Raw genomic sequence first — 19,543 nt, 5'->3', positions numbered from 1 at the left:
CCTTCGTTTTGTGATCAAATCCTATCATATCATAAAATCCTTCAAAGCGTCTTTACACTTTGAAGGATTTTTGCCTATACTGTTAAACACAACGTTTTTATCTTAAAATTTGTTTCATCTCTTCAGCAATAAGCTCTGCTTTTGTGCCTACTATGACTTGGATGTTCGTGCTGCTTGGTCTTATTGAACCAGATGCCCCCATTTTTTTTAGTGCCTCTTCATCTACCAGCTCATTTGTCTTAAGGGTCATTCTAAGACGCGTTATGCATGCATCCACTTCTACGATATTTTCTCTACCGCCCAGTGCATTGACATAACCATAGGCAACATTGGAAATCCCAAGTTCTTCAATAAGCGTTTCATTGCCACTCTCATTATCTGCTCTACCAGGTGTTTGTAAGTTAAACTTCTTGATCACAAACACAAATATCACATAATAAACGACGCCAAAGGCCAAGCCCACTGGAATCAAGAGCAGTGGATTCGTTGCCAGTCCATAGTTTAGGACAAAGTCAATTGCGCCTGCTGAGAATCCAAAACCATGTAAAATACCCATACTTGAAACGACTGCCATCGCCACACCTGTCAATACCGCGTGTAAAAAGTATAAAACGGGTGCAAGGAACATAAACATAAATTCAAGAGGTTCCGTAATACCTGTCAAAAATGAAGTGAATGCCACTGAAAATAACATGCCGCCTACCGCTGCTCTGTTTTCTTTTTTAGCGGTTGTGTACATAGCAAGTGCAACAGCTGGGAGACCAAACATCATCACTGGATAGAATCCTGCCATAAAGGTACCTGCTGTTGGATCTCCAGCGAAGAATCTGCTGAGGTCACCTGTGGCACCACCATATTCGCCGAATACAAACCATAAGAACGAGTTGAGGACATGATGTAACCCCACTGGAATCAATAAACGATTGAGGAACCCAAACACACCTGCTCCAAGTGCACCTGCGCCTATGATCCATGTGCCCAGTGAATCAATCCCTAATTGAATGGGTGGCCAAACATACCCGAATACAACCCCGAGCACCAAAGCACACAGCGACGTGATAATCGGCACAAACCGCTTTCCACCGAAGAAACCTAACCAATCCGGCAACTTGATATCATGGAATTTGTTGTAGAGTACACCCGCCATAATACCCGCAATCATACCTGCTAATACCCCCATGTTAATATCTGGATTCATTGCAAGTGTCACTTCTTTAATAACAAGATACCCAATAGCACCTGCAAGTCCAGCAGCACCCTGATTATTTTTGGCAAGTCCAAATCCAACGCCAATGGCAAATAAAAGTGCCAAATTTCCAAACAATGCAGACCCCGCAGCCGATATGATTGGAATGTTAAAGACATCTGGTTGACCAAGTCTTAATAAGAGTGCTGCGACCGGTAACGCCGCAACTGGCGTCATTAAAGCTTTCCCGACTTTTTGGATGTTTCCAAAACTTTTACTCATAAAAATGCCTCCTTTTAAAATATAAGATAAGTGCCCTGTATATCATTGCCTCTCCACAAAGTATAAAGGCTATAATAACCAACAAAAAAGGCATGAGCCCAAAAGCAATACTCTGATTGCTTTTGACTCATGCCTGAATAAACAGTAACACGTCAGCTTCTTCTAATCCGATCAATATGAATGGTCATGTACACCTTCTCATTTTCATAGACTTTCTTATTTAGAGATTTCTCAATATAGTCCACCATTTTTTCAGAAACGGCATAGGCTTCAGGAAATTGTATCTTCACTGTATCTCCCAAGGGATTCTCAACAGCCTCCCCCTTTTCAATTCGATCAAGGCAATACCATAGATGACTCACGAGTCGATCATAGATCAAAGTCCCTTTTTGTAATTTCTTATCCAGTCTCTTTTCAATAATTTCAACCAACGCCTTAATAATTCTGGTGTTCTTAACCGTATCTTTTACATCTTTTTTATGCCTCGCTGCATGTATATGAAGTGCTATAAACCCGACTTCGCTTTCTGGAATTTCAACATGAATCGATTGATTAATCATCCACTGAGCTCTTAATCCCATTTTATATTCTTCTGAGTATAGCATTTTTATTTCATAGAGGAAGGGATTGCTGATGTCAAGTCCATTTCTAATGCGTTCAAGTGCAAAACTGATGTGATCTGATAAGACTAAAAAGAGCTTTTGGCTTATTTGTCCAAACTCTTTTTCTGCCTCGGATACAATTTCAGCACAAACACCCAAAACCGCACTGTCAATCCCTTTTAAGAGATTAAAATAGTGTTCTTTGTACTTTTCATCATAAGTTCTAAAGATTCTATCAATCTCATGCTCCGATAAAAAGACATCCTGACCTATTTTTCGATTAAAACCAACTCCTTTTCCGATTAAAATGACTTCTTCCTTGGAATTTTGTTCACTGGCTAATACAACATTATGATTCATCGGTTTTATAATCTTATAGTTCACAAAATCCCCCCAAAACACCCTAATACATAATCATTGTCCTCCAAACCTTCGTTTTGTCGGGCCCGTCCTCATCTAACCGCTTAGAGCAGGTTAAACACTCCTGCCTCTAAGCTGGACGAAAACTAATGATTTATAACAAAAAAGCACGAACGCTAATGAATATTCTCATTAAGGTTCATGCCTGATTTAACAGTAACATACCATCTTGGACAGTTAATTTAAAAAAAGCATATCATCATTGAGCATCTGTGTCAACGCTTTTTTGATCACAAACCCCAATGATTTTGAGTTTCACGATCTTCTTCTGCTTCTACAAAGTACACAATCGTCTCTTTTTCAAAATCAAATGCACGACCTATGATAATATAGAGTTTTCCATCTACAAGCAGATGATCTTCCTCCATAATTTGGTATGGATCCAATGTAAATTGATCCTTTGTAAAAGTTTTCAAAACCTCTTTCGCGACAATTTTTACAATCATAAAGACCTCCACTCCATTAATACGACATCGTCCAATGCATTTATACCCATAATAATGCGTTTATATCACACCACTCAACATTTCAAATGCCATTTTGGCAACCAGTGTAAAGGAAACAACGACAAATATAGGTTTGATAAATTTTGAGCCTTTTGTTACGGCTAAATGCGTCCCAACTCTTGCACCAATCATCATGGAAATCGCCATTGGGACTGCATAATACAAGACCACTTTCCCATTGATTAAAAATAAAAAAAGTGCAGCCAGATTACTGGCTAAATTTAAAACCTTTCCATTTGCAGCAGCCTTTTTAAAATCAAATCCAAAGAGTTTTATCAGAGAAAATATTAAAAAGGAGCCTGTGCCTGGCCCAAAAAAACCATCATAAAAACCAATTGCAATGGCCATAATTCGCCCCTGCATATAGCTTAAAGCAGTGGGCTCCTTATAGTGATCTTCAAGACCTAAATTTTTATTCATCAGTGTATAAATACCGATTATTGCCACTAAAAAAATAATCATCGCTTTCAAGAAATCTGGGTTGAGCCCTAAAACCACATTAACGCCTATTAACGAGCCTATTAGAGAAAAAGGCACCAGTCTTGTAAGCACTTTTTTATTGAGATTGCCTGATTTAAAATAATGATATGAACTGCTTACAGCACCTGTACTGGACGCAAATTTATTGGTACCAAGTGCAAGGTGTGTCGGCAGACCTGCCGCAAGTAATGCTGGTAGACTTATCAGACCCCCACCGCCTACCATTGAGTCTACTAATGCTGCAAAAAAGCCCGCAAAACAAATGATCACTAATGACACTTTATCCTCCTATTTTTACACAAATGACTTTTGACACGATAACCTTACTTCACAATAAAAATTTCTTAACCGATTTCATATCGTTAATTTTCAAGTATCCAAACCACTCCGTTAAGTCTAGCATAAATGATTTATGGTGTTCAATTGCCTTAGAAAAGACTTGAAAATAGTCTAGTATCAACGCGTCTGTTAAACCTTTATTTGCAATTGCAATGCCTAAAAGTTGCCGCTTCATCAAGTGGTATCTACATAACATCAGAAGATAGGCATCAAATATCCATTCTGCCTCAGTAAAAGGGAAAAGTGCTTTAAACATATGGTTCACAAAGTAATTTTCAAATATATAGTGACGATCTTCAAAGTATGGATCATAATATTGATTTTTCAAAGCTTTCAAATTCAACGCTTTATCTTTTAATATTTTTTCTGATTCATGATAATGGTGCAAGAATCGCTCTGAAACAATGGTTGATTTAGGATCCAATAGATCTAAAATTTGCTTCGATCTTTTGAGCATATTGCTACTGAGATCGTCTATTTCATAGGTTGAAACTTGCTGCTTCCGATATCGATTCATCCAATTTGTGATTTCTTCTTTATTACGGGTTTGAGTTAAACCGAATACAAAGTGTCCAATGATCTCAAAACGCTCTTCTAATTTTAACGTCGCATTCTGCATAATATCCAGACAAATCCATCTGATTTTTTGCAGTTTTTCTGCAGGTGTGCCCTTAAATGCGGGTAATTTTGTATCCACATCATAGCTGATCATCACATCACGTTCATTTAAAAAATCTTCAGTTCCAAACTGTACCCCATTGGGTTCGAATAGAACTGACTTTGCAATTTCAGGGCAGGATATGGATGCCGATACTTCTAATTTGCCATCTATCCGATTGTATATCCTTGGGTATTGGGCACAAACATTGGATAGATACGGCTCACCATACTTGCTTTGAATTTTACAGAGTTTTGTCAAATCCAGAAAGGGGCATCTTTTATTGGCCGTTAAAGACACGACTGCAAAGTTGACTGAACTATCGTGCTCTGCCGCATTGATGTGTATAAAATCTTTAATGAGCGTTTCCAGTGGATCCCCTTTGACCTCTTGATATTTCTCAAAGGTTAGTTTATCAATATCAACATCCCAACCAATACAACAATTATCAATACACGGAGAACCTATGCATTTAAAGGATTCCATATAATCAGGTCTTAAAATTTTCATTAATGTGCCCCCAATTCTTGATCCTCTTCTAAAAAGACAGAAGGAATCCAACCGTATTCATGGTTGTATTTTACAAATGCATATTCCCCATAATTTTCAATAAATCTCACATAATCCCCCGCTTCGAGGTGATGCAATTTGAATATATAATCTTCAGTACAATAGGTCTGATCGCCTATTGTCTGTATAAATTCATTTTTAACAAGTCCGACTTCATTTGTGGATTTTTTTAAACACAGTGAAAATTCAGGTAAAGTTTCAATGACTTCTATTTGATTGTCATTCCACATGATCTTAAACGGCTTACCCGCCATAAGATGTGGTTCAATGCTGGACACACTATAAGCTTTCACTTTGCGTTCTTTAAGATCATCTGAAAAATAGGATTTGTATTCGTATTGATCCCCATTTTTTTCAATGACAAGCGCATTGACCTGTCCATGCCATTTCACACTATATCCCCCGTCAATATTGAGAATTTGTTTATCAAAATCAAGAATTGGATTTGCAAGTAGACAATGATCCAAGTAATTTAACACTGGCCAATGACCCACGACGACAATTTTATCTAAGTTATGCTCTGCTTCATAAAATGCAGGGTATGACAAAAGTGTCTTTTTATCGATGTCATGTTCAGATTTTATGCCTGCATGGACAAAAATAAAAGGTGGTGCACTCAGCCCCCATGGCAGATGTTCTAAAAAGGCCAGTTCACTGGGATAAGCTTCTTGAAGTACTCTTTGGACCTCTTCTGGATCAAAGGGTTCCGTTTTAATGTCAATATAACAAGCTCTATCATATAAATCACTGATGAGCGAGGGATACTGAACTTTATCGAGGTATGTTTTAATCATCCCTTGTCTTTCAGCATTTGTAATCATTTGATAAACAAAGGATTCACAATTTCCAGAGAGTACAAAAGTATTAGGTCTTTTTTCAAGCAACATTGCGCGATACAGCATTTCAATATTTTGAGGCCCTTTTTCAATAAAATCGCCCAATATAATTAAAAGATCTTCTGCTTTGAGCTCGATCTGATCCAGTAAAGCGTCAAGATGCGTTAAGCCTCCATGGATGTCACTGATCACTACAATGCGCTCTTTTTCATTTAATGTTATATTGATTAGTCTTTCACTCATATCGCCCTCACATTTCAAGTAATCCAAGTTGATTATAGCATAATTATAAAGGGGATAACATAACATCATCAAATAATCACCTCTAAAAGGAACTCTTTAAGGGTACAATTCTATTGATCTTATAGAAATCATATCCTTCACTTTTAGTGACTTCATCCACATTAAAATAACCGTGTCTCATAAACTGAAATTTATCCTCTGCTTTAACATCTGCCATGGCTTTTTCCAACAAACAATGCTCTAAGACAATATGAGAATTCGGATTGATCTTCTCATCCCATGAAAGCGATTTATCTCGTGCAATATCATCATCTTCAAATAGTCGATCAAAGAGGTGAATCTCCGCTTTTACGTGCTCAGTCGCATGTACCCAGTGAATTGTACTTTTTACTTTACGACCCGTGAAACCACTGCCACTTTTAGTCTCTATGTCATAGGTGCAAAGTAGCTCTACAGGATCTCCTGCTTCATCCACACGCACATCATCACACTTGATAAAGTAAGCCCCTTTAAGTCTCACTTCTCCACCTAATGACAATCTTTTAAACCCTTTGATGGGCGATAACATAAAATCATCTGCTTCAATAAAAAGATGTTTTCCAAAAGGCACTTCACGGCTTCCTAGACTCTCGTTTGCAGCGTTATTTTCAATTTCAAGAAATTCAATTTTATCATTAGGATAATTCGTAATCGTTACTTTTAGTGGATTTAATACACACATAACACTTGGCACTTTTTCTTTTAAATCATTTCTGAGACAATGGTCTAGCATGGAGATATCCACGGTGCTTTGATCCTTTGAAACCCCTAGACTGTGTATGAAATCGTTAATGGCTTCTCTCGTATACCCCCTTCGCCTTAACCCCTTAATCGTCGGCATTCTTGGGTCGTCCCAACCACTGACGTAGTTGCCATACACCAGCTCTTTAAGATACCGTTTACTGGTCACCACACCGGTCATATTCATTCTGCCAAACTCTCTTTGTCTCGGCGGTTCTTTAAACTCAAGCGTCTCAAGCACCCAGTCATAAAGGGGCCTATGATTTCTAAACTCTATTGAGCAAAGTGAATGCGTCACGCCTTCATAAGCATCTTGTAAGGGATGTGCATAATCATACATGGGGTAGATACACCATTGATCACCCGTTCTATAATGTGGTTCGTGAAGAATTCTATAAATAACGGGATCGCGCATATTTATATTTGGGGATGTCATATCAATCTTAGCTCTCAACGTCTTACTGCCATCTGGATGCAGCCCCGCTTTCATTTCCTCTAATAGCATCCAATTTTCCTCAAAGGTTCTTGCTCTATAAGGACTATCTGTTCCAGGTTCAGTGAGTGTGCCTCGGGTTTCTTTAAGTTCATCTTGTGACAAATCACACACATATGCCTTCCCCAGTTTAATCAATTTAACGGCACAGTCATAGAAGAAGTCTGAATAGTCTGAGCCAAAGAAAATGCGCTCTTCATCAATCCACCCCATCCATTTCATGTCTTCTATAATGGCATTTACGAATTCCATATCTTCTTTAAGCGGATTTGTGTCATCAAATCTCAGGTTAAACTTGCCATCAAATTTTTTTGCCGCAAAATAGCTGAAATGGATCGCGTATAAACTCCCGATGTGCAAGTACCCATTGGGTTCAGGTGGAAATCTTGTACAGATCGGCCTAGAGTACTCCCCTCTTAAAATATCTTCTTCCATCATTTTATGAATATAATTCTCCGTCATTTTACTGCCTCCTTGTTTTGTCTGACACGTCCTCGTCTTACTGCTTAGAGCAGGTTGAAAACGCCTGCCTCTACGCGGTTAGACGAGGACTAATGATTAAAAAAAAACATCCCTCCTCAAGTCATAAACTTGAGGACGAATGTTATATCGCGTTGCCACCTCTTTTTGTTGATTTCTCACAAAATCAACCTTATCAAGTACCACCCATCAGGGATACTTTAGCCCTATAACAGGAGCGCCTGTCGCAGCATCACTAAGAATACATTCCGCTCTCGAAATGATTGTTTAGATCCGTACGCAGCTCTGAGGCTTGTTTCTTTAATTGCATCAATATCCACTTTCAGCATACATGGACTCTCTTGGATTGATTCAATAACTTACTTGCCCTCTTCATCGCTTTTATTGCTTTGGTTTTAAATTGTTTTCATAATAGCATAGGGTTATTCAAACGTCAACTGCTTATGTCAATATTACACGGCTATCGCATGAAAATCTACCATAATCAAGGCTTTTATTCAAAGTCTTAAAAAAATAGCATTGCGCTATTGGATTATGTGGCATGACTTATGTTTTAATGCAGAGCTCAATCCTTTTTACAGTTTTGAGGGCACAACTAATAAACCGTTTGTATCACTACAGCCGACTTACCCTACGAATGGTATAACTCAGCCTTTTTTCTACAGCTCAGATACTACTTTCGTTAGAAAAGACTCATCTATTGATGCTTTATAACGCTTCAACTTTAAACTGGTCTTCTTTTTCGTGATGGTCTCTTGTTTTAAAATATTCATGGCTATCTTCTTCAACATGGATTGATTTGCAGCACCGTTATTCATTCTTACTCGGCTATGATCTTCTCTAAAAACAACATCAAGTATCCAATGACAACTTTCTACACCCCAATGTGATCTCACGGCCTTTGCAAACACTTCACATGGTCCTTCTTCTGGTGTTTTTAAACTGGATATGAAATAGCTCACTTCTACGCTTTCTTTTCCTTTTGTGGTCACTGTGCGCCTTACCATACCTATGCTTGATAAGTTTTTCCATTTGTCTTTTTCTACATACCATTCTATATCGTTTGTCTGATAATACTCTCTTTTTTCAATTCTTCCATGACCTTTTTCTAGAGTTGTTTTTCTACTTACTGGGTAATCTCTAAAATTGGATTCAATTGCATCTTCAAAATAACTTTTTACTTCTTCATTAAAATTACCTTGMTTMYMTTKTMATGAGMSTAMATMATCTGMTTCTTTWMMKMTTATKKTTTMRACTATSTTWYYTYGTSTAMCCAKAGCKWMWAKTGTGAKTATGMTATCMTKTACTRAATAGCTAAAATGSSWACAGCTTAMKRRGCATCYGCTTGTAATAYTCTATAWAGSYCKTGATTCYTCTGTTTARYTRTSMTRGTGAACCTTCCGTGTCTAATGGGATCATGTCCCAACTTCCTTCCTATCTTCTGTATGTGATCCCCTTGATGTTTTTCCATCTACAGCGATTATTCTGCCAGCGGATTCATTCGATAGCTTGCTTGTCCAGCTTATAAAGGCTCTATTAAAAGAATCACTATCCAAATTTTCAAATACGCGTTTATACGTATCATGAGAAGGTACGCCATTCTCTAAATCCACATATTTTTTAAACCATTCTTTTTTTGCCTCTACAAAGGATTCTACTTCTATCCAGGTATTCGCATTTGCAATCGTTGCAATCACTGTTGTAAAGATTATTTCTATCAGCTTATGTTTTACTTTCCACTCTTGTCTAAAATCGCTTACATTTTCAAATGCACTTTTAAACATTGTTTTGTCCATATGAATTCTCCTCCAGAGTTTTTTTCCTCTAGTATTGAATTCGACATTACTTCTTTAATTCCTTTTTGTAATTATTACCATTTATTCCTTCTGCATTTTCGCATTCACTTTTCCTAAAATACTCTACATTTTTTTCATGCGATAGCCGTGTTGGTGAAGACACATTATAGCCTTAAAAACATTTTAAGTGCCACAACACAAAACAATCCCTACACCTTTACAAGCCGCCTTGAAATCGGCTTGTTTTTAAGCCAAAGTGCGGCATTAATAGGGTAAGGATTGTCATAGACATGCGAATAAAGGTTTTACTCAATACTAAAGTCTTCTTGACCATCGATTAAATCTAAATCCTCAGGGCTTGAATCTTCATAAAACAACTGTGTTTTAGGATCAATTTCACCAATCCCCAAATATCTCGCCTTATAATCTTTTAAGAGTTCAAGTACTTTAGGACTGAGAATTGCAAGTGCGACGACATTTGCAAAGATGGGCAAAGCTGTTGACATATCTGAAAATAACCATACCGTTGTACCTGGAAATGCATAATAAACGGCTACGATTACTAGGCCTAGCCCTGGAAGTGGATAGAGCCACTTATAGATGTTTAAACAAAGCGCTTTACGCTTGGATTCTCCTAGTAGATACCTTAATACAACTTCCATTTGAGCATAAATGCCGCTTGCCGTTGTAATGCCAAATAAAAATGTGCCCAGTGCCAAAATGATTCTTCCTGTAGTCCCAATACCTGTTTCAAAAGCGCTAAGTGTCAATGCCGCACCCGATAATCCTGAAGACCACTGACCGGTCACCATAATGACAAGCGCTGTTACCGAACAAATAAACAAGGTATCTACCATGACTTCAAAGATGCCTAAAACACCTTGTTTTACAGGATGATCCACCTGAGCAGATGCATGAACCATCGGTGCTGAGCCCCATCCAGCTTCGTTTGAAAAAACGGATCTGGCCATCCCCGTCTTAATCGCATGTGCAAATGCTGCACCGCCAAAGCCACCTACTGCTGCAGTCCCTGTGAAGGCACTGCTGAATATCAGCCCTAGACAGGATGGGATTTGATCTGCAAATTTCACAATGATGAACAAACCGCCTGCCAAATAAAATACCACCATAAAGGGCACCAAAGTCCCCGCTATTTTTCCAAGACCTTTTAAACCACCTGAGATCATGATATAAAGTATAATTGTAAAAACCACCGCCATAGTCATCATGCTCGTATTAAAAGTACTAGATATCGCTTCCGCCACAGTGTAGATTTGAATGTTGATAAAAAAGCTGACCAAAAATCCAAATGCAAAGATTGCACTCAAACTTTTAAAAACTTTGTTTAAGCCAAGTTGTTTGCCAATGCCTTTTTTCATGTAGTAGTTCGGCCCCCCATAAGTAGAACCATCTGCATTTTTAGAGCGGTAATGAACGGCAAGTGTAATTTCAGACAACTTGATAATCATCCCGAGCAAACCTGCAACCCACATCCAGAATATAGCGCCTGGTCCGCCTATGGCTATGGCCGCCGCAACACCCCCTATATTGCCCACACCTACAGTGGTGCCCAGTGCTAAACTCATCGCCTGAAACGAGCTGATAACACCGACGCCTTGGTTCATTTTACTTGGCATGAATTGTTTAAAGGCTTCACCCATAGCGTGTTTTAAAAACCGAAACTGGAAAAAACCTGTTTTAAATGTCAAGTATAATCCGATTGCCAGAATTGTTATGATTAGTGGTGTCCCCCATAGAACCTCCCATACAATGTATTCAACCGTTGCTTGAGTCATTGTTTTACCCCCTTTTTTATCTGTAGTTCATTAAAACCTAAGCGATAAACAACTTAACCCACCATCTAATTTTCGATATTCAGATGTATCTACAATGAGCACCTCATAGCCTTTTTTCTCAATTGCAGCTTGGGTTATTGGATAACCTTCTGGTACGATCACTTTTCCATTCATCCAGATACAGTTACAGGCATAGCTCTCATCCTCCGAAATCTCGATTTTATCGAATTTTTCGAAAACAGGACTTGTAATAAACTCCCCACCAACCAGTAGTTTATTGTTTTCTAAATAAGCCAACGCTGTTTTGAGATGCAATACTTCTGACAACGCCACAGCTTCTCCAGTCATACCATACTTATTTAGATGTGAAATGAGTTGCCCTGCGCCCTCTTTATTGGTTCTTTCTGAGAGTCCAATATAGAAGTGCTTTCCAACCATCATAACATCCCCGCCATCTAAAGTTCCTGGAAATTCAATATGGTGTATGTTTTCTGCTGGATAAAATCCCTCAATTGCGGGTTTAATCCCTGCTATTTCTCCGTTTCTTGACTTCGCACCTGGGTTTGTAATCACAGCACACTCTGAGGTACAAATAGCGACATCTTCCACGAAGCATGAATCTGGATAAGCCTCCATCGCATCAAGTACTTTCACTTTGACACCACATTGCTTCAAGGTCTCAATGTAGGCATCATGCTGTTTTAACGCGAGTTCATAATTGGGTTTGCCAAGTTCTGGTGCTGATGTAATCCCCTCAATCATAGACTTTGATGGTCTTCTTACAATACAATTCTTAAACATAGTCGTCTCCTCCTTAGGTGTTTCATACAATAACACGCTTACTTTCTTCATTTTTTTGTTTTTGGCATTTTGTTTTTTGGATCGCAATGTTTTTTTGTGTATATAATATATTATGTATTATATATTATATTTGAAATAATTGTATGACAATTCTGACAATTTGTCAATATAAGATTTTTTCCATGAAAAAAAAGCCACCTAAGTGACTTTTAACGTATATCTTCCGAGGACTTCTTTATGCATTTTCTAACCATTTGTGATGCTATAAGATAGAAAACTAGTTCTCAATATCCCTCAATGAAACCCTACAAAAATGCTGAGTTCCACTATTCATGTAGTACAAATTACCATTATCAATAGAGATATTTTTAATGTCACTATGATCTGAAGTCTTAAAGACAATTTTCCCGTTTTTATCTAAAACAAGGAGTCTATGAGGTACCTGAGCTTCAGCGCCAAAAGTAATCACTAAATAATCGCGATCGCCTCTAAAAGTTTTTATGGCTTCGCAAGGTGCTGATTGGTCCTGATAAACTCTCCCTGTCGTTATGCTCACTGGTGATTCTACTATTGCCACTTCATATAAAAGACCCATATCATCCGTGAAATACACATTGTTTCCTAAAACATCATATTGAGAAATACCGGAAACAGAAGTTGCCTCGTGAATATCAGACTGTGTCTTCATGTTGTATTTATAAACAGCTGCATGTCCAAAAATATCTTTTGAAATATAATAAATGTAATCTCCATATCGCTTAATATCCTTTGTTTCACGATATATCAACTTTTTACTCACGCCATTTATCGCATTCACTTCGTAAAGACTTGTATAATCAGGATGCATCTTATCAAAGCCTAGAAGATAAATGTAATCCCCGCTTGAATAAACTTGATCAGAAGGTGTACCACCTTCCGAATCCCCCTCTTGGTGCCAATACCAACCATATAGAACAGATTTTGAGCCTAGAGGGACATAATCAGCAACATCATATACAGCCTTTGGCGTTCTAGATATGGTGAGATTGCCTGGATAGGGCATTGGACCTGCCCAATACATGATGTTGAAATCATCAAATTCATGAACACGGTTATAGCTATCACTGATTAATCTTTTCCCACCCTCATTCAATATTTCATAAACCATATCGGAACCCATAAGCGCACCGCCTATATGTACGTTTAAAAATACGTTTCCACCATCAACCTCTAGCGCACTTAAATTCGATTCTTCTGGCAATTGAAACAGCTCAGCCAATTCTCCATCTTCTTCAGATACCATCGCAAGAGTACGATCTGGCGTCATAAAATAAATTTTCTTGTCGATTACGACAACAAGTTCACTGTGTTCGTCGTACTTTACATTGCTGCTTACAGAATCTATATTTTCAACTTTGGGATTTGAATTCTCTATCGAAAGACCACTTTCTACAGAGAATTGAAGTTTAAGATCTAGTGCCTCTGCAACTTCACTTGTCAGTGGTAAATAGATCAAATTATTATAGAGCAACGCCGGATATTTCTTTTTTAAAACAAAAGCTTCTGAATTATAATTCATGCCGTTTATCGTTACTTTAAAACTCGGAAATATGGCTCTGTATTGAAATTTACGCGTTTTATTATTTTGAGTGCTTTTTACAAGATACAATTCACATGAAATGCCAGTGGTTTCTATGGCTACGCCTTCTTTATCGTGCCATGTGGTCTCCACGCCAAGCGTTCTCGATAAATTATAAATCAAAGGTATATAGGTTATGCCGTTATAATTAAGCAGTGGATACTGTGCATTCTCATTGTCAATCGATTCACCCTTTATGGTGATCAGATACTCTGGTAGAACCATTTGAACACTACCAGTGCCATTGACCTCCGCTGATGAAATCATTCCAAAAGCAGACATAACAAACACCAAAAACACAACACACCTAAAAATACTCAAATTCTTTTTACCCATACGTATACCGGTTTCCTTTCCTAAAGCTCGTTTTAGTTTTTCTGGGCAATAAACAACTTGTGACAACATCGCATTTAATCCCTTCAAGTGTCTATATTGTATCTCTTTTTTTTAGATCTATCAATCTTAACCTCCACTACTGCCATTGAGGATAAGACTTTTATTATTTTATAAATCTGAATAAAGCATATAAAATATACGAAACAAATCTAGGCACATTTGGCTTCTAATGATAAAATACTTGTATTGTATCATTAGAAGGAGCGTTTAATGACATTTCAAGACTTAAATATTAATCAAGCCATCATAAAAGCAATAGAAGATAAAAAATATAGCAAGCCAACTGAAGTACAGACAAAAGTAATTCCAGCGGTATTAAACGGAAAGGATCTGCTCGGTTGTGCACATACTGGATCTGGTAAAACGGCAGCGTTTGCTATACCGATGTTGCAATTACTTTCAGAAGCTTCCTCAAGTTGGACAGATCAAGGTAAGATTCGAGCTTTAGTTTTAGCACCTACTCGTGAATTAGCGATCCAAATTGGGGAGAGTTTTTCATCATATGGTAAATATCTGGACCTTAAAATTGGCGTTATTTATGGTGGTATAACACCTAAACAACATATTAAGGTATTAAAGAGAGAGCCCCATATTTTGATTGCAACACCTGGAAGACTTCTCGACTTAATTGAAAAGGGCGTCGCAGATTTAAGTGCTGTCGCATTATTTGTGCTTGATGAAGCGGATCAAATGCTTGATCAGAAGATGATACAAGATGTGAAAGCAGCGATTAGCAAACTCCCTAGTGAAAGACAGAATATGCTTTTCTCAGCTACAATGCCAAATGAAGTGATGAAAATTGTAAATCGACTGTTAAAAAATCCGGTAAAAATAGTGGATAGAAACGAATCCTTGGAAAGTGCTGACATTAAGCAACTGGTTTATTGCGTTGAAGAACCAGATAAAGCCTCTTTGTTGTTAGAACTTCTTAAGGGCAAAGCTTACGAATCTGTTCTGGTATTTACAAGGACAAAAAAGAGAGCAGACAAAGTGAGTAAAGCGCTAAACGTCGCCAATATTAGATCTAAAGCCATTCATGGTGACAAGAATCAATCTGAACGCTTAATGGCTCTTGAACTCTTTAAAAATAAAGAAATTAAGGTTCTCGTTGCTACAGATGTTGCCGCAAGAGGCATTGATATAAAAGACATCTCTTTAGTGGTCAATTTGGATATTCCAAACGTGCCTGAAACATTTATTCATCGAATTGGACGGACTGGGAGAGCTGGAAAAAGTGGATTGGCGATCTCATTTTGCAGTACTGAGGAAAAGGAATCTTTGATGAACATCGAGAAATTACAAGGCAAATCCATAGAGATCGTTGCTCGATGAATTCAAGCCTCTCGTAAGTGGGTAAAGTGTAAATACTCTATAACGGGTTTATTGATATTTGTCGCATTTTTTTCAAAAGATTCTTTTCCAAAATCATGATTTGATCTTCTAGTCCAAAAAGATCTTGCTTTTCTTCAATCGCAGTCCAAATTTTATCAAAAATAAGTCTATAGATAAAATGACTATCCACGTTTATACTCGCCATTTGAGTATAGCCATCTAAAACAGTATCCAGCACCTCCACTGGAACCCTGTAAAAATCTATCGCTGGGTCTGCCCAACCTGCATCACCCCAATCGATTATGGATAACAATTGATCGTTTGGGGTGCACAAAAAATTAAATATGTTCGTATCTCCATGTACAAAACATTTTTCATAGAAAAACGTTTCGTCTGTAAATTTACATTCTATTAATTTAAGCAAGTATGCCGATTGGTTGCGGTGTTTGTCAACATAGTTGTCACGAGCAAGCACACCCTCAATCAACATCTCTTTTGTGTATTCTCGATCGGGACTATCGAGCCAGCCTTTTGGATCATCGCATTTTTTAATACTGACATGTAATTTTCCAAGTTCACAACCGATTTCATACCATGTATGATAAAAATTCAAGTAATTATCCAGTTCACCAAGAGTACTGCCATGAATCCGCTCCCAAATGGAATAGGTTCTATCAAGTACTGTATAAGAATCATCAAAACAGATCATTTTGGGTGTTTTGATCCCAATAGACTTAGCCAGAGGCGCTGCCACCGATTCTGTATAAGCGTCAGCATTTGCCTCTGGATGTTCTGTAGGAATTCTCAATATAAAATTTGGGGTAGCATAGATCTCATTTGCGATACCATGAGTCTCTAATTTGATAAAAGCTTCATTGATTTCATTTTTTTTTAGTATTTCCCGAATAACAGCATCCATGTATTTGCCTCCAGTTTCATATCCCTTAAATGAAAAATCTGCTTCTTCGATTTCCACCTCTATCCATTCCAAATAACCTGTTAGACAGACTTACTTGTTTAACTTGTTTATCTTTAGAGTTATTGAATCTTCAATCTCAATATTCAACCTTAAAATATTGCTGCAGTTATTCCAAGTTAAAGGTATATAGGCTATGTCTTTATAATATAAATTTTGATAGGCTTCATCCGTTACAGATTTCCCGTCAAAATACACATTTTTTTCAAAATACGCTACATTGAATTCACTTGCATTTAATGCATCAATGGTATCTTTAAATGCTACTGCTTCGCCATTTTCTGCAATCGTTATATTGCCCTCAGAGTCAATGGATAAATCAAATCCAACGCTTTTTAAAAGATCCCATGTTAATGGCATATAAGCGATATTTTTATAGAAAATAATGGGGTATTTCGAATTATTATTATCGATTATGGTATCGTTTAATTGAATGTTAAACTCAGGTAAATTTGCGATGTAATACTGCGTTTCATTATTTACCGTAACTGAAGAAACGCTTGAAGTGGACTTATCTGAATTGGATACATTCACGCTAGGCTTTGTTACTGCATAAGGGCATACGCCATCGGGATGTAAATGTGGCCCATATCCATGATGATAATGGTAATACCCTAATCCACTCTTGTTTTGATTATCTTTATGTCCACCATTTCCGTCAGTCCTCCCCGAATGCGCATCTGAAATCACTGTAAATGTCAAAATAAAGCACAGTGTTAAAACAAAAATCTTGTTCACCTTAAACCATTTTTTCATATCATCTTCCCCCTAATAATGAGTTCATAATCAAGACCTGTTTCCAATTTTACCCCCTTTTGATTTTATTAATCATTAACCGACAAAACTTTGCTTTGTCGGCACATGTCTTGTATATCAGTGGATATGACAGCCGCGCGATTTTTGATAAATGACGCGCTAGGTTAGGCGCTCGTGCAATGTAAGTTCGAAGTTAAGCAAAGTCTTTTAAGATTCCACTTTTGCTATATACATTCTCATTCTTTCACTAAGTCTACTCCTTAAATTATCCATCCACACAGGCTCGTTATCCCATTTTTCTTCTAATGAGGCCTTCATTCTGAAATATGAGTACATGTCAGCAAATGCCTTAAATAAAGCTCTGTTCTTGTAATATGTCTCCAAATTGCCGTCTGCATCCCTATAACCCTTTATAAAACTTTCCTTTATAGATTCTTGCAATTGATCTTCAATTTCAGATTCTATGCTATTGATTGCCCTTTCGACATCCTGACCATAAAAGCCATACATACAATCATCAAAGTCTATTGCGAAAAGCTTTTGAGTTTTAATATCGTATATGATATTATCCAATTCATAATCATAATGAATTAGACCAAAAGAATGATCCATTCTTTCCATTTTTTCAAACTCGGCCCGTAATTGCTTTACATGATTTAAAAATGCAGAAGAGTGGGTAGCATCATTAGCGATTCTTGCTTCAACCAAATCAAAAATATCATAGATACTTTCTCGTTTAATATTTGACTGAATTTTCTTTTGTGAAATCTGATGTAGATCAGCCAGTGATTTACCATATTGATATGCAATTTCTTCAGTTATTTGTACACTTTCAAGTGTTTCATCTCCAGCACTTTCGAACACCACCGCATGATATGTGCCCCATGGGGTATTTTTTGTTTCAATAAAGTTTCCCAACTTACTTTCAACAACTTTAGGTACATTGAATCCATTTTCAGACGATATCTCAATAAATTTTAGTTCTTGGCTAATACTCTCAACATTTTTTTCAGACTCCGGAACAAATCTTAGAAAATAGACTTTCCCTTGACTTTTAAAAGGATAAATCGCATTTGAAGATATTCTAAAATATTTAAATAACCCCAAAGATTCATCATCATAATTCCAATTTTTTAATAGCATTAAAGCCAATTCACTGTTGTCAAATAAGTATTTCAATTTTAGCATCTTGCATCTCCCTATTCGTTTGATTTACGGAAAACGTTCCCGCAATTACCGAAGTCGTTCCGTTTGACCCTTAGGGCAAAAGTAGCGCTGACCTTGCCTTGCAAGGGCTGTGACATCAGAACGATTTTTGTAAGTGACGTGTTAGCTGATTTAAAATTATTTTCCTAATATGTTCCAAGGTAAAGCGCTACAATATCCTGTAAATCCTGGGTATAGTGTCGTAGATGTTATATTCATTTTTTTCAATAATACAAAAAATTCTTTTCTTAATTCTTTACCAAAAATGTACTTAATAAATTCTGAATCATTATTTTCATTTACTGGAATTGCTTTATTTATTAACCTTTCAACAGGCGTTTTAAGTGTATTTGCAACTAAGAAAAGTCCTTGCTGCGCTAATAACCTTTCATTTGATTTTATAGGTTCATAAATCATAATTTCATGGTTACTTTTTAAATCTTCTAATTCTGAGTCAACTTCAATTTCCCAAAAATTATCAGATCTTATTGCAAAAATTGCAAAATCACTTTTTGCATTGTCTAAAGCAAAAAATAATGCGACAAAAGGAGAATAAGTAAAATCTAATAGCCTTGTCGGAACACCAAAATGTTGCATAATTGATAACCATTCAAATTGATAATTCTCATTCGGTAAATTAGAAATATAGATATGAGCTGATTTCTTAAATTCATCTAGGAGCTCTTTTTCATATTTTCTTTTATAGTTTATGGGAAAATTTTTATTTGGTTCAATTTTAACACCAATTTCTGATGCATATTGGAACAGCCTTTCAAGTGATGTAGATAAACCATATTTCGAATTATTCTGTCCTCTATAAATCCATCGTTTATATCTATGATTTTTTATCTCTTCCTCAAAGTGATTCCAATCTGTGATTACTATTTTTTTGTATAAAGCCCCCATATATACTCCCTAATAATTTTATTTCAGCTAACTTAGTAATTTAATTCAACCCTAGCAGTACATTTACCCTAGCAATAACCCACTA

15 protein-coding genes, 1 pseudogene and 1 other annotated feature are annotated in these 19,543 nt (G+C 37.0%); of the genes and pseudogenes, 1 reads left to right on the top strand and 15 read right to left on the bottom strand.

Features of this window, described 5'->3' with window-relative positions; all coding sequences use genetic code 11:
• Nucleotides 1–97: 97 nt before the first annotated feature.
• From nagE to F3D3_RS15565, 11 genes and pseudogenes are all read right to left on the bottom strand, one after another.
• The gene (gene nagE, locus F3D3_RS15620) at nt 98–1,468 is read right to left on the bottom strand and encodes an N-acetylglucosamine-specific PTS transporter subunit IIBC (protein ID WP_069875388.1); all 1,371 of its coding nucleotides are present in this window, start codon (nt 1,466–1,468) and stop codon (nt 98–100) included.
• A 152-nt stretch (nt 1,469–1,620) separates the two neighbouring features.
• A complete protein-coding gene (locus F3D3_RS15615) occupies nt 1,621–2,454 on the bottom strand; it encodes a PRD domain-containing protein (protein ID WP_139132119.1) in 834 nt (277 codons plus the stop codon).
• A gap of 266 nt (nt 2,455–2,720) precedes the next feature.
• Entirely contained in the window at nt 2,721–2,936 is a 216-nt protein-coding gene (locus F3D3_RS15610; RefSeq protein WP_069875387.1) for a hypothetical protein, read from the bottom strand.
• Nucleotides 2,937–2,996: 60 nt separating this feature from the next.
• Complete coding sequence (locus F3D3_RS15605) at nt 2,997–3,755, bottom strand: TSUP family transporter (RefSeq protein WP_242877151.1); 759 nt, start codon at nt 3,753–3,755, stop codon at nt 2,997–2,999.
• Nucleotides 3,756–3,804: 49 nt separating this feature from the next.
• On the bottom strand, nt 3,805–4,983 hold the full coding sequence (fliB, locus tag F3D3_RS15600) for a flagellin lysine-N-methylase (RefSeq protein ID WP_069875386.1): 1,179 nt from the start codon (nt 4,981–4,983) through the stop codon (nt 3,805–3,807).
• On the bottom strand, nt 4,983–6,122 hold the full coding sequence (locus tag F3D3_RS15595) for a metallophosphoesterase (protein WP_175438404.1): 1,140 nt from the start codon (nt 6,120–6,122) through the stop codon (nt 4,983–4,985). The genes fliB and F3D3_RS15595 overlap by 1 nt, the downstream gene beginning before the upstream one ends.
• A gap of 82 nt (nt 6,123–6,204) precedes the next feature.
• Nucleotides 6,205–7,857: a glutamine--tRNA ligase/YqeY domain fusion protein gene (locus F3D3_RS15590; protein ID WP_069875384.1), complete on the bottom strand. Its 1,653-nt coding sequence runs from the start codon at nt 7,855–7,857 to the stop codon at nt 6,205–6,207.
• A 128-nt stretch (nt 7,858–7,985) separates the two neighbouring features.
• Nucleotides 7,986–8,260: a binding site (T-box leader), on the bottom strand.
• Nucleotides 8,261–8,534: 274 nt separating this feature from the next.
• Nucleotides 8,535–9,659 (bottom strand): annotated as a pseudogene (locus tag F3D3_RS24695) (ISAs1 family transposase).
• Between the two features lie 317 nt (nt 9,660–9,976).
• The gene (locus F3D3_RS15575) at nt 9,977–11,467 is read right to left on the bottom strand and encodes a sodium:alanine symporter family protein (RefSeq protein WP_069875381.1); all 1,491 of its coding nucleotides are present in this window, start codon (nt 11,465–11,467) and stop codon (nt 9,977–9,979) included.
• Nucleotides 11,468–11,497: 30 nt separating this feature from the next.
• On the bottom strand, nt 11,498–12,268 hold the full coding sequence (locus F3D3_RS15570; RefSeq protein WP_084389093.1) for a dimethylarginine dimethylaminohydrolase family protein: 771 nt from the start codon (nt 12,266–12,268) through the stop codon (nt 11,498–11,500).
• Nucleotides 12,269–12,545: 277 nt separating this feature from the next.
• Nucleotides 12,546–14,222 (bottom strand): hypothetical protein, encoded by a 1,677-nt coding sequence (locus F3D3_RS15565; RefSeq protein ID WP_175438403.1) that lies wholly within the window; start codon nt 14,220–14,222, stop codon nt 12,546–12,548.
• A gap of 270 nt (nt 14,223–14,492) precedes the next feature.
• Between F3D3_RS15565 and F3D3_RS15560 the strand changes: the two genes are divergently transcribed.
• Nucleotides 14,493–15,614, top strand: coding sequence for a DEAD/DEAH box helicase (locus F3D3_RS15560; protein ID WP_069875378.1), 1,122 nt, complete (start codon nt 14,493–14,495; stop codon nt 15,612–15,614).
• A gap of 37 nt (nt 15,615–15,651) precedes the next feature.
• On the opposite strand, the gene F3D3_RS15555 is transcribed toward F3D3_RS15560, so the two are convergent.
• From F3D3_RS15555 to F3D3_RS15540, 4 genes are all read right to left on the bottom strand, one after another.
• Nucleotides 15,652–16,605: a phosphotransferase family protein gene (locus F3D3_RS15555; RefSeq protein WP_139132117.1), complete on the bottom strand. Its 954-nt coding sequence runs from the start codon at nt 16,603–16,605 to the stop codon at nt 15,652–15,654.
• An 18-nt stretch (nt 16,606–16,623) separates the two neighbouring features.
• Nucleotides 16,624–17,346: a YHYH domain-containing protein gene (locus tag F3D3_RS15550; RefSeq protein ID WP_069875376.1), complete on the bottom strand. Its 723-nt coding sequence runs from the start codon at nt 17,344–17,346 to the stop codon at nt 16,624–16,626.
• A 207-nt stretch (nt 17,347–17,553) separates the two neighbouring features.
• The gene (locus tag F3D3_RS15545; protein WP_069875375.1) at nt 17,554–18,534 is read right to left on the bottom strand and encodes a phosphotransferase enzyme family protein; all 981 of its coding nucleotides are present in this window, start codon (nt 18,532–18,534) and stop codon (nt 17,554–17,556) included.
• A gap of 156 nt (nt 18,535–18,690) precedes the next feature.
• Complete coding sequence (locus tag F3D3_RS15540; protein WP_069875374.1) at nt 18,691–19,458, bottom strand: FRG domain-containing protein; 768 nt, start codon at nt 19,456–19,458, stop codon at nt 18,691–18,693.
• Between the last annotated feature and the right edge of the window lie 85 nt (nt 19,459–19,543).

The sequence above is a fragment of the Fusibacter sp. 3D3 genome, assembly GCF_001748365.1.
Classification (GTDB): Bacteria; Bacillota; Clostridia; order Peptostreptococcales; family Acidaminobacteraceae; genus Fusibacter_A.
This window is presented reverse-complemented; position numbering and strand designations above follow the sequence as displayed.

Coding starts and splice junctions, on each gene's coding strand:
- nagE (WP_069875388.1), bottom strand. CDS start 1,468: ATGAGTAAAAGTTTTGGAAACATCCAAAAAGTCGGGAAAGCTTTAATG.
- F3D3_RS15610 (WP_069875387.1), bottom strand. CDS start 2,936: ATGATTGTAAAAATTGTCGCGAAAGAGGTTTTGAAAACTTTTACAAAG.
- fliB (WP_069875386.1), bottom strand. CDS start 4,983: ATGAAAATTTTAAGACCTGATTATATGGAATCCTTTAAATGCATAGGT.
- F3D3_RS15595 (WP_175438404.1), bottom strand. CDS start 6,122: ATGAGTGAAAGACTAATCAATATAACATTAAATGAAAAAGAGCGCATT.
- F3D3_RS15590 (WP_069875384.1), bottom strand. CDS start 7,857: ATGACGGAGAATTATATTCATAAAATGATGGAAGAAGATATTTTAAGA.
- F3D3_RS15575 (WP_069875381.1), bottom strand. CDS start 11,467: ATGACTCAAGCAACGGTTGAATACATTGTATGGGAGGTTCTATGGGGG.
- F3D3_RS15570 (WP_084389093.1), bottom strand. CDS start 12,268: ATGTTTAAGAATTGTATTGTAAGAAGACCATCAAAGTCTATGATTGAG.
- F3D3_RS15565 (WP_175438403.1), bottom strand. CDS start 14,222: ATGGGTAAAAAGAATTTGAGTATTTTTAGGTGTGTTGTGTTTTTGGTG.
- F3D3_RS15560 (WP_069875378.1), top strand. CDS start 14,493: ATGACATTTCAAGACTTAAATATTAATCAAGCCATCATAAAAGCAATA.
- F3D3_RS15550 (WP_069875376.1), bottom strand. CDS start 17,346: ATGAAAAAATGGTTTAAGGTGAACAAGATTTTTGTTTTAACACTGTGC.
- F3D3_RS15545 (WP_069875375.1), bottom strand. CDS start 18,534: ATGCTAAAATTGAAATACTTATTTGACAACAGTGAATTGGCTTTAATG.
- F3D3_RS15540 (WP_069875374.1), bottom strand. CDS start 19,458: ATGGGGGCTTTATACAAAAAAATAGTAATCACAGATTGGAATCACTTT.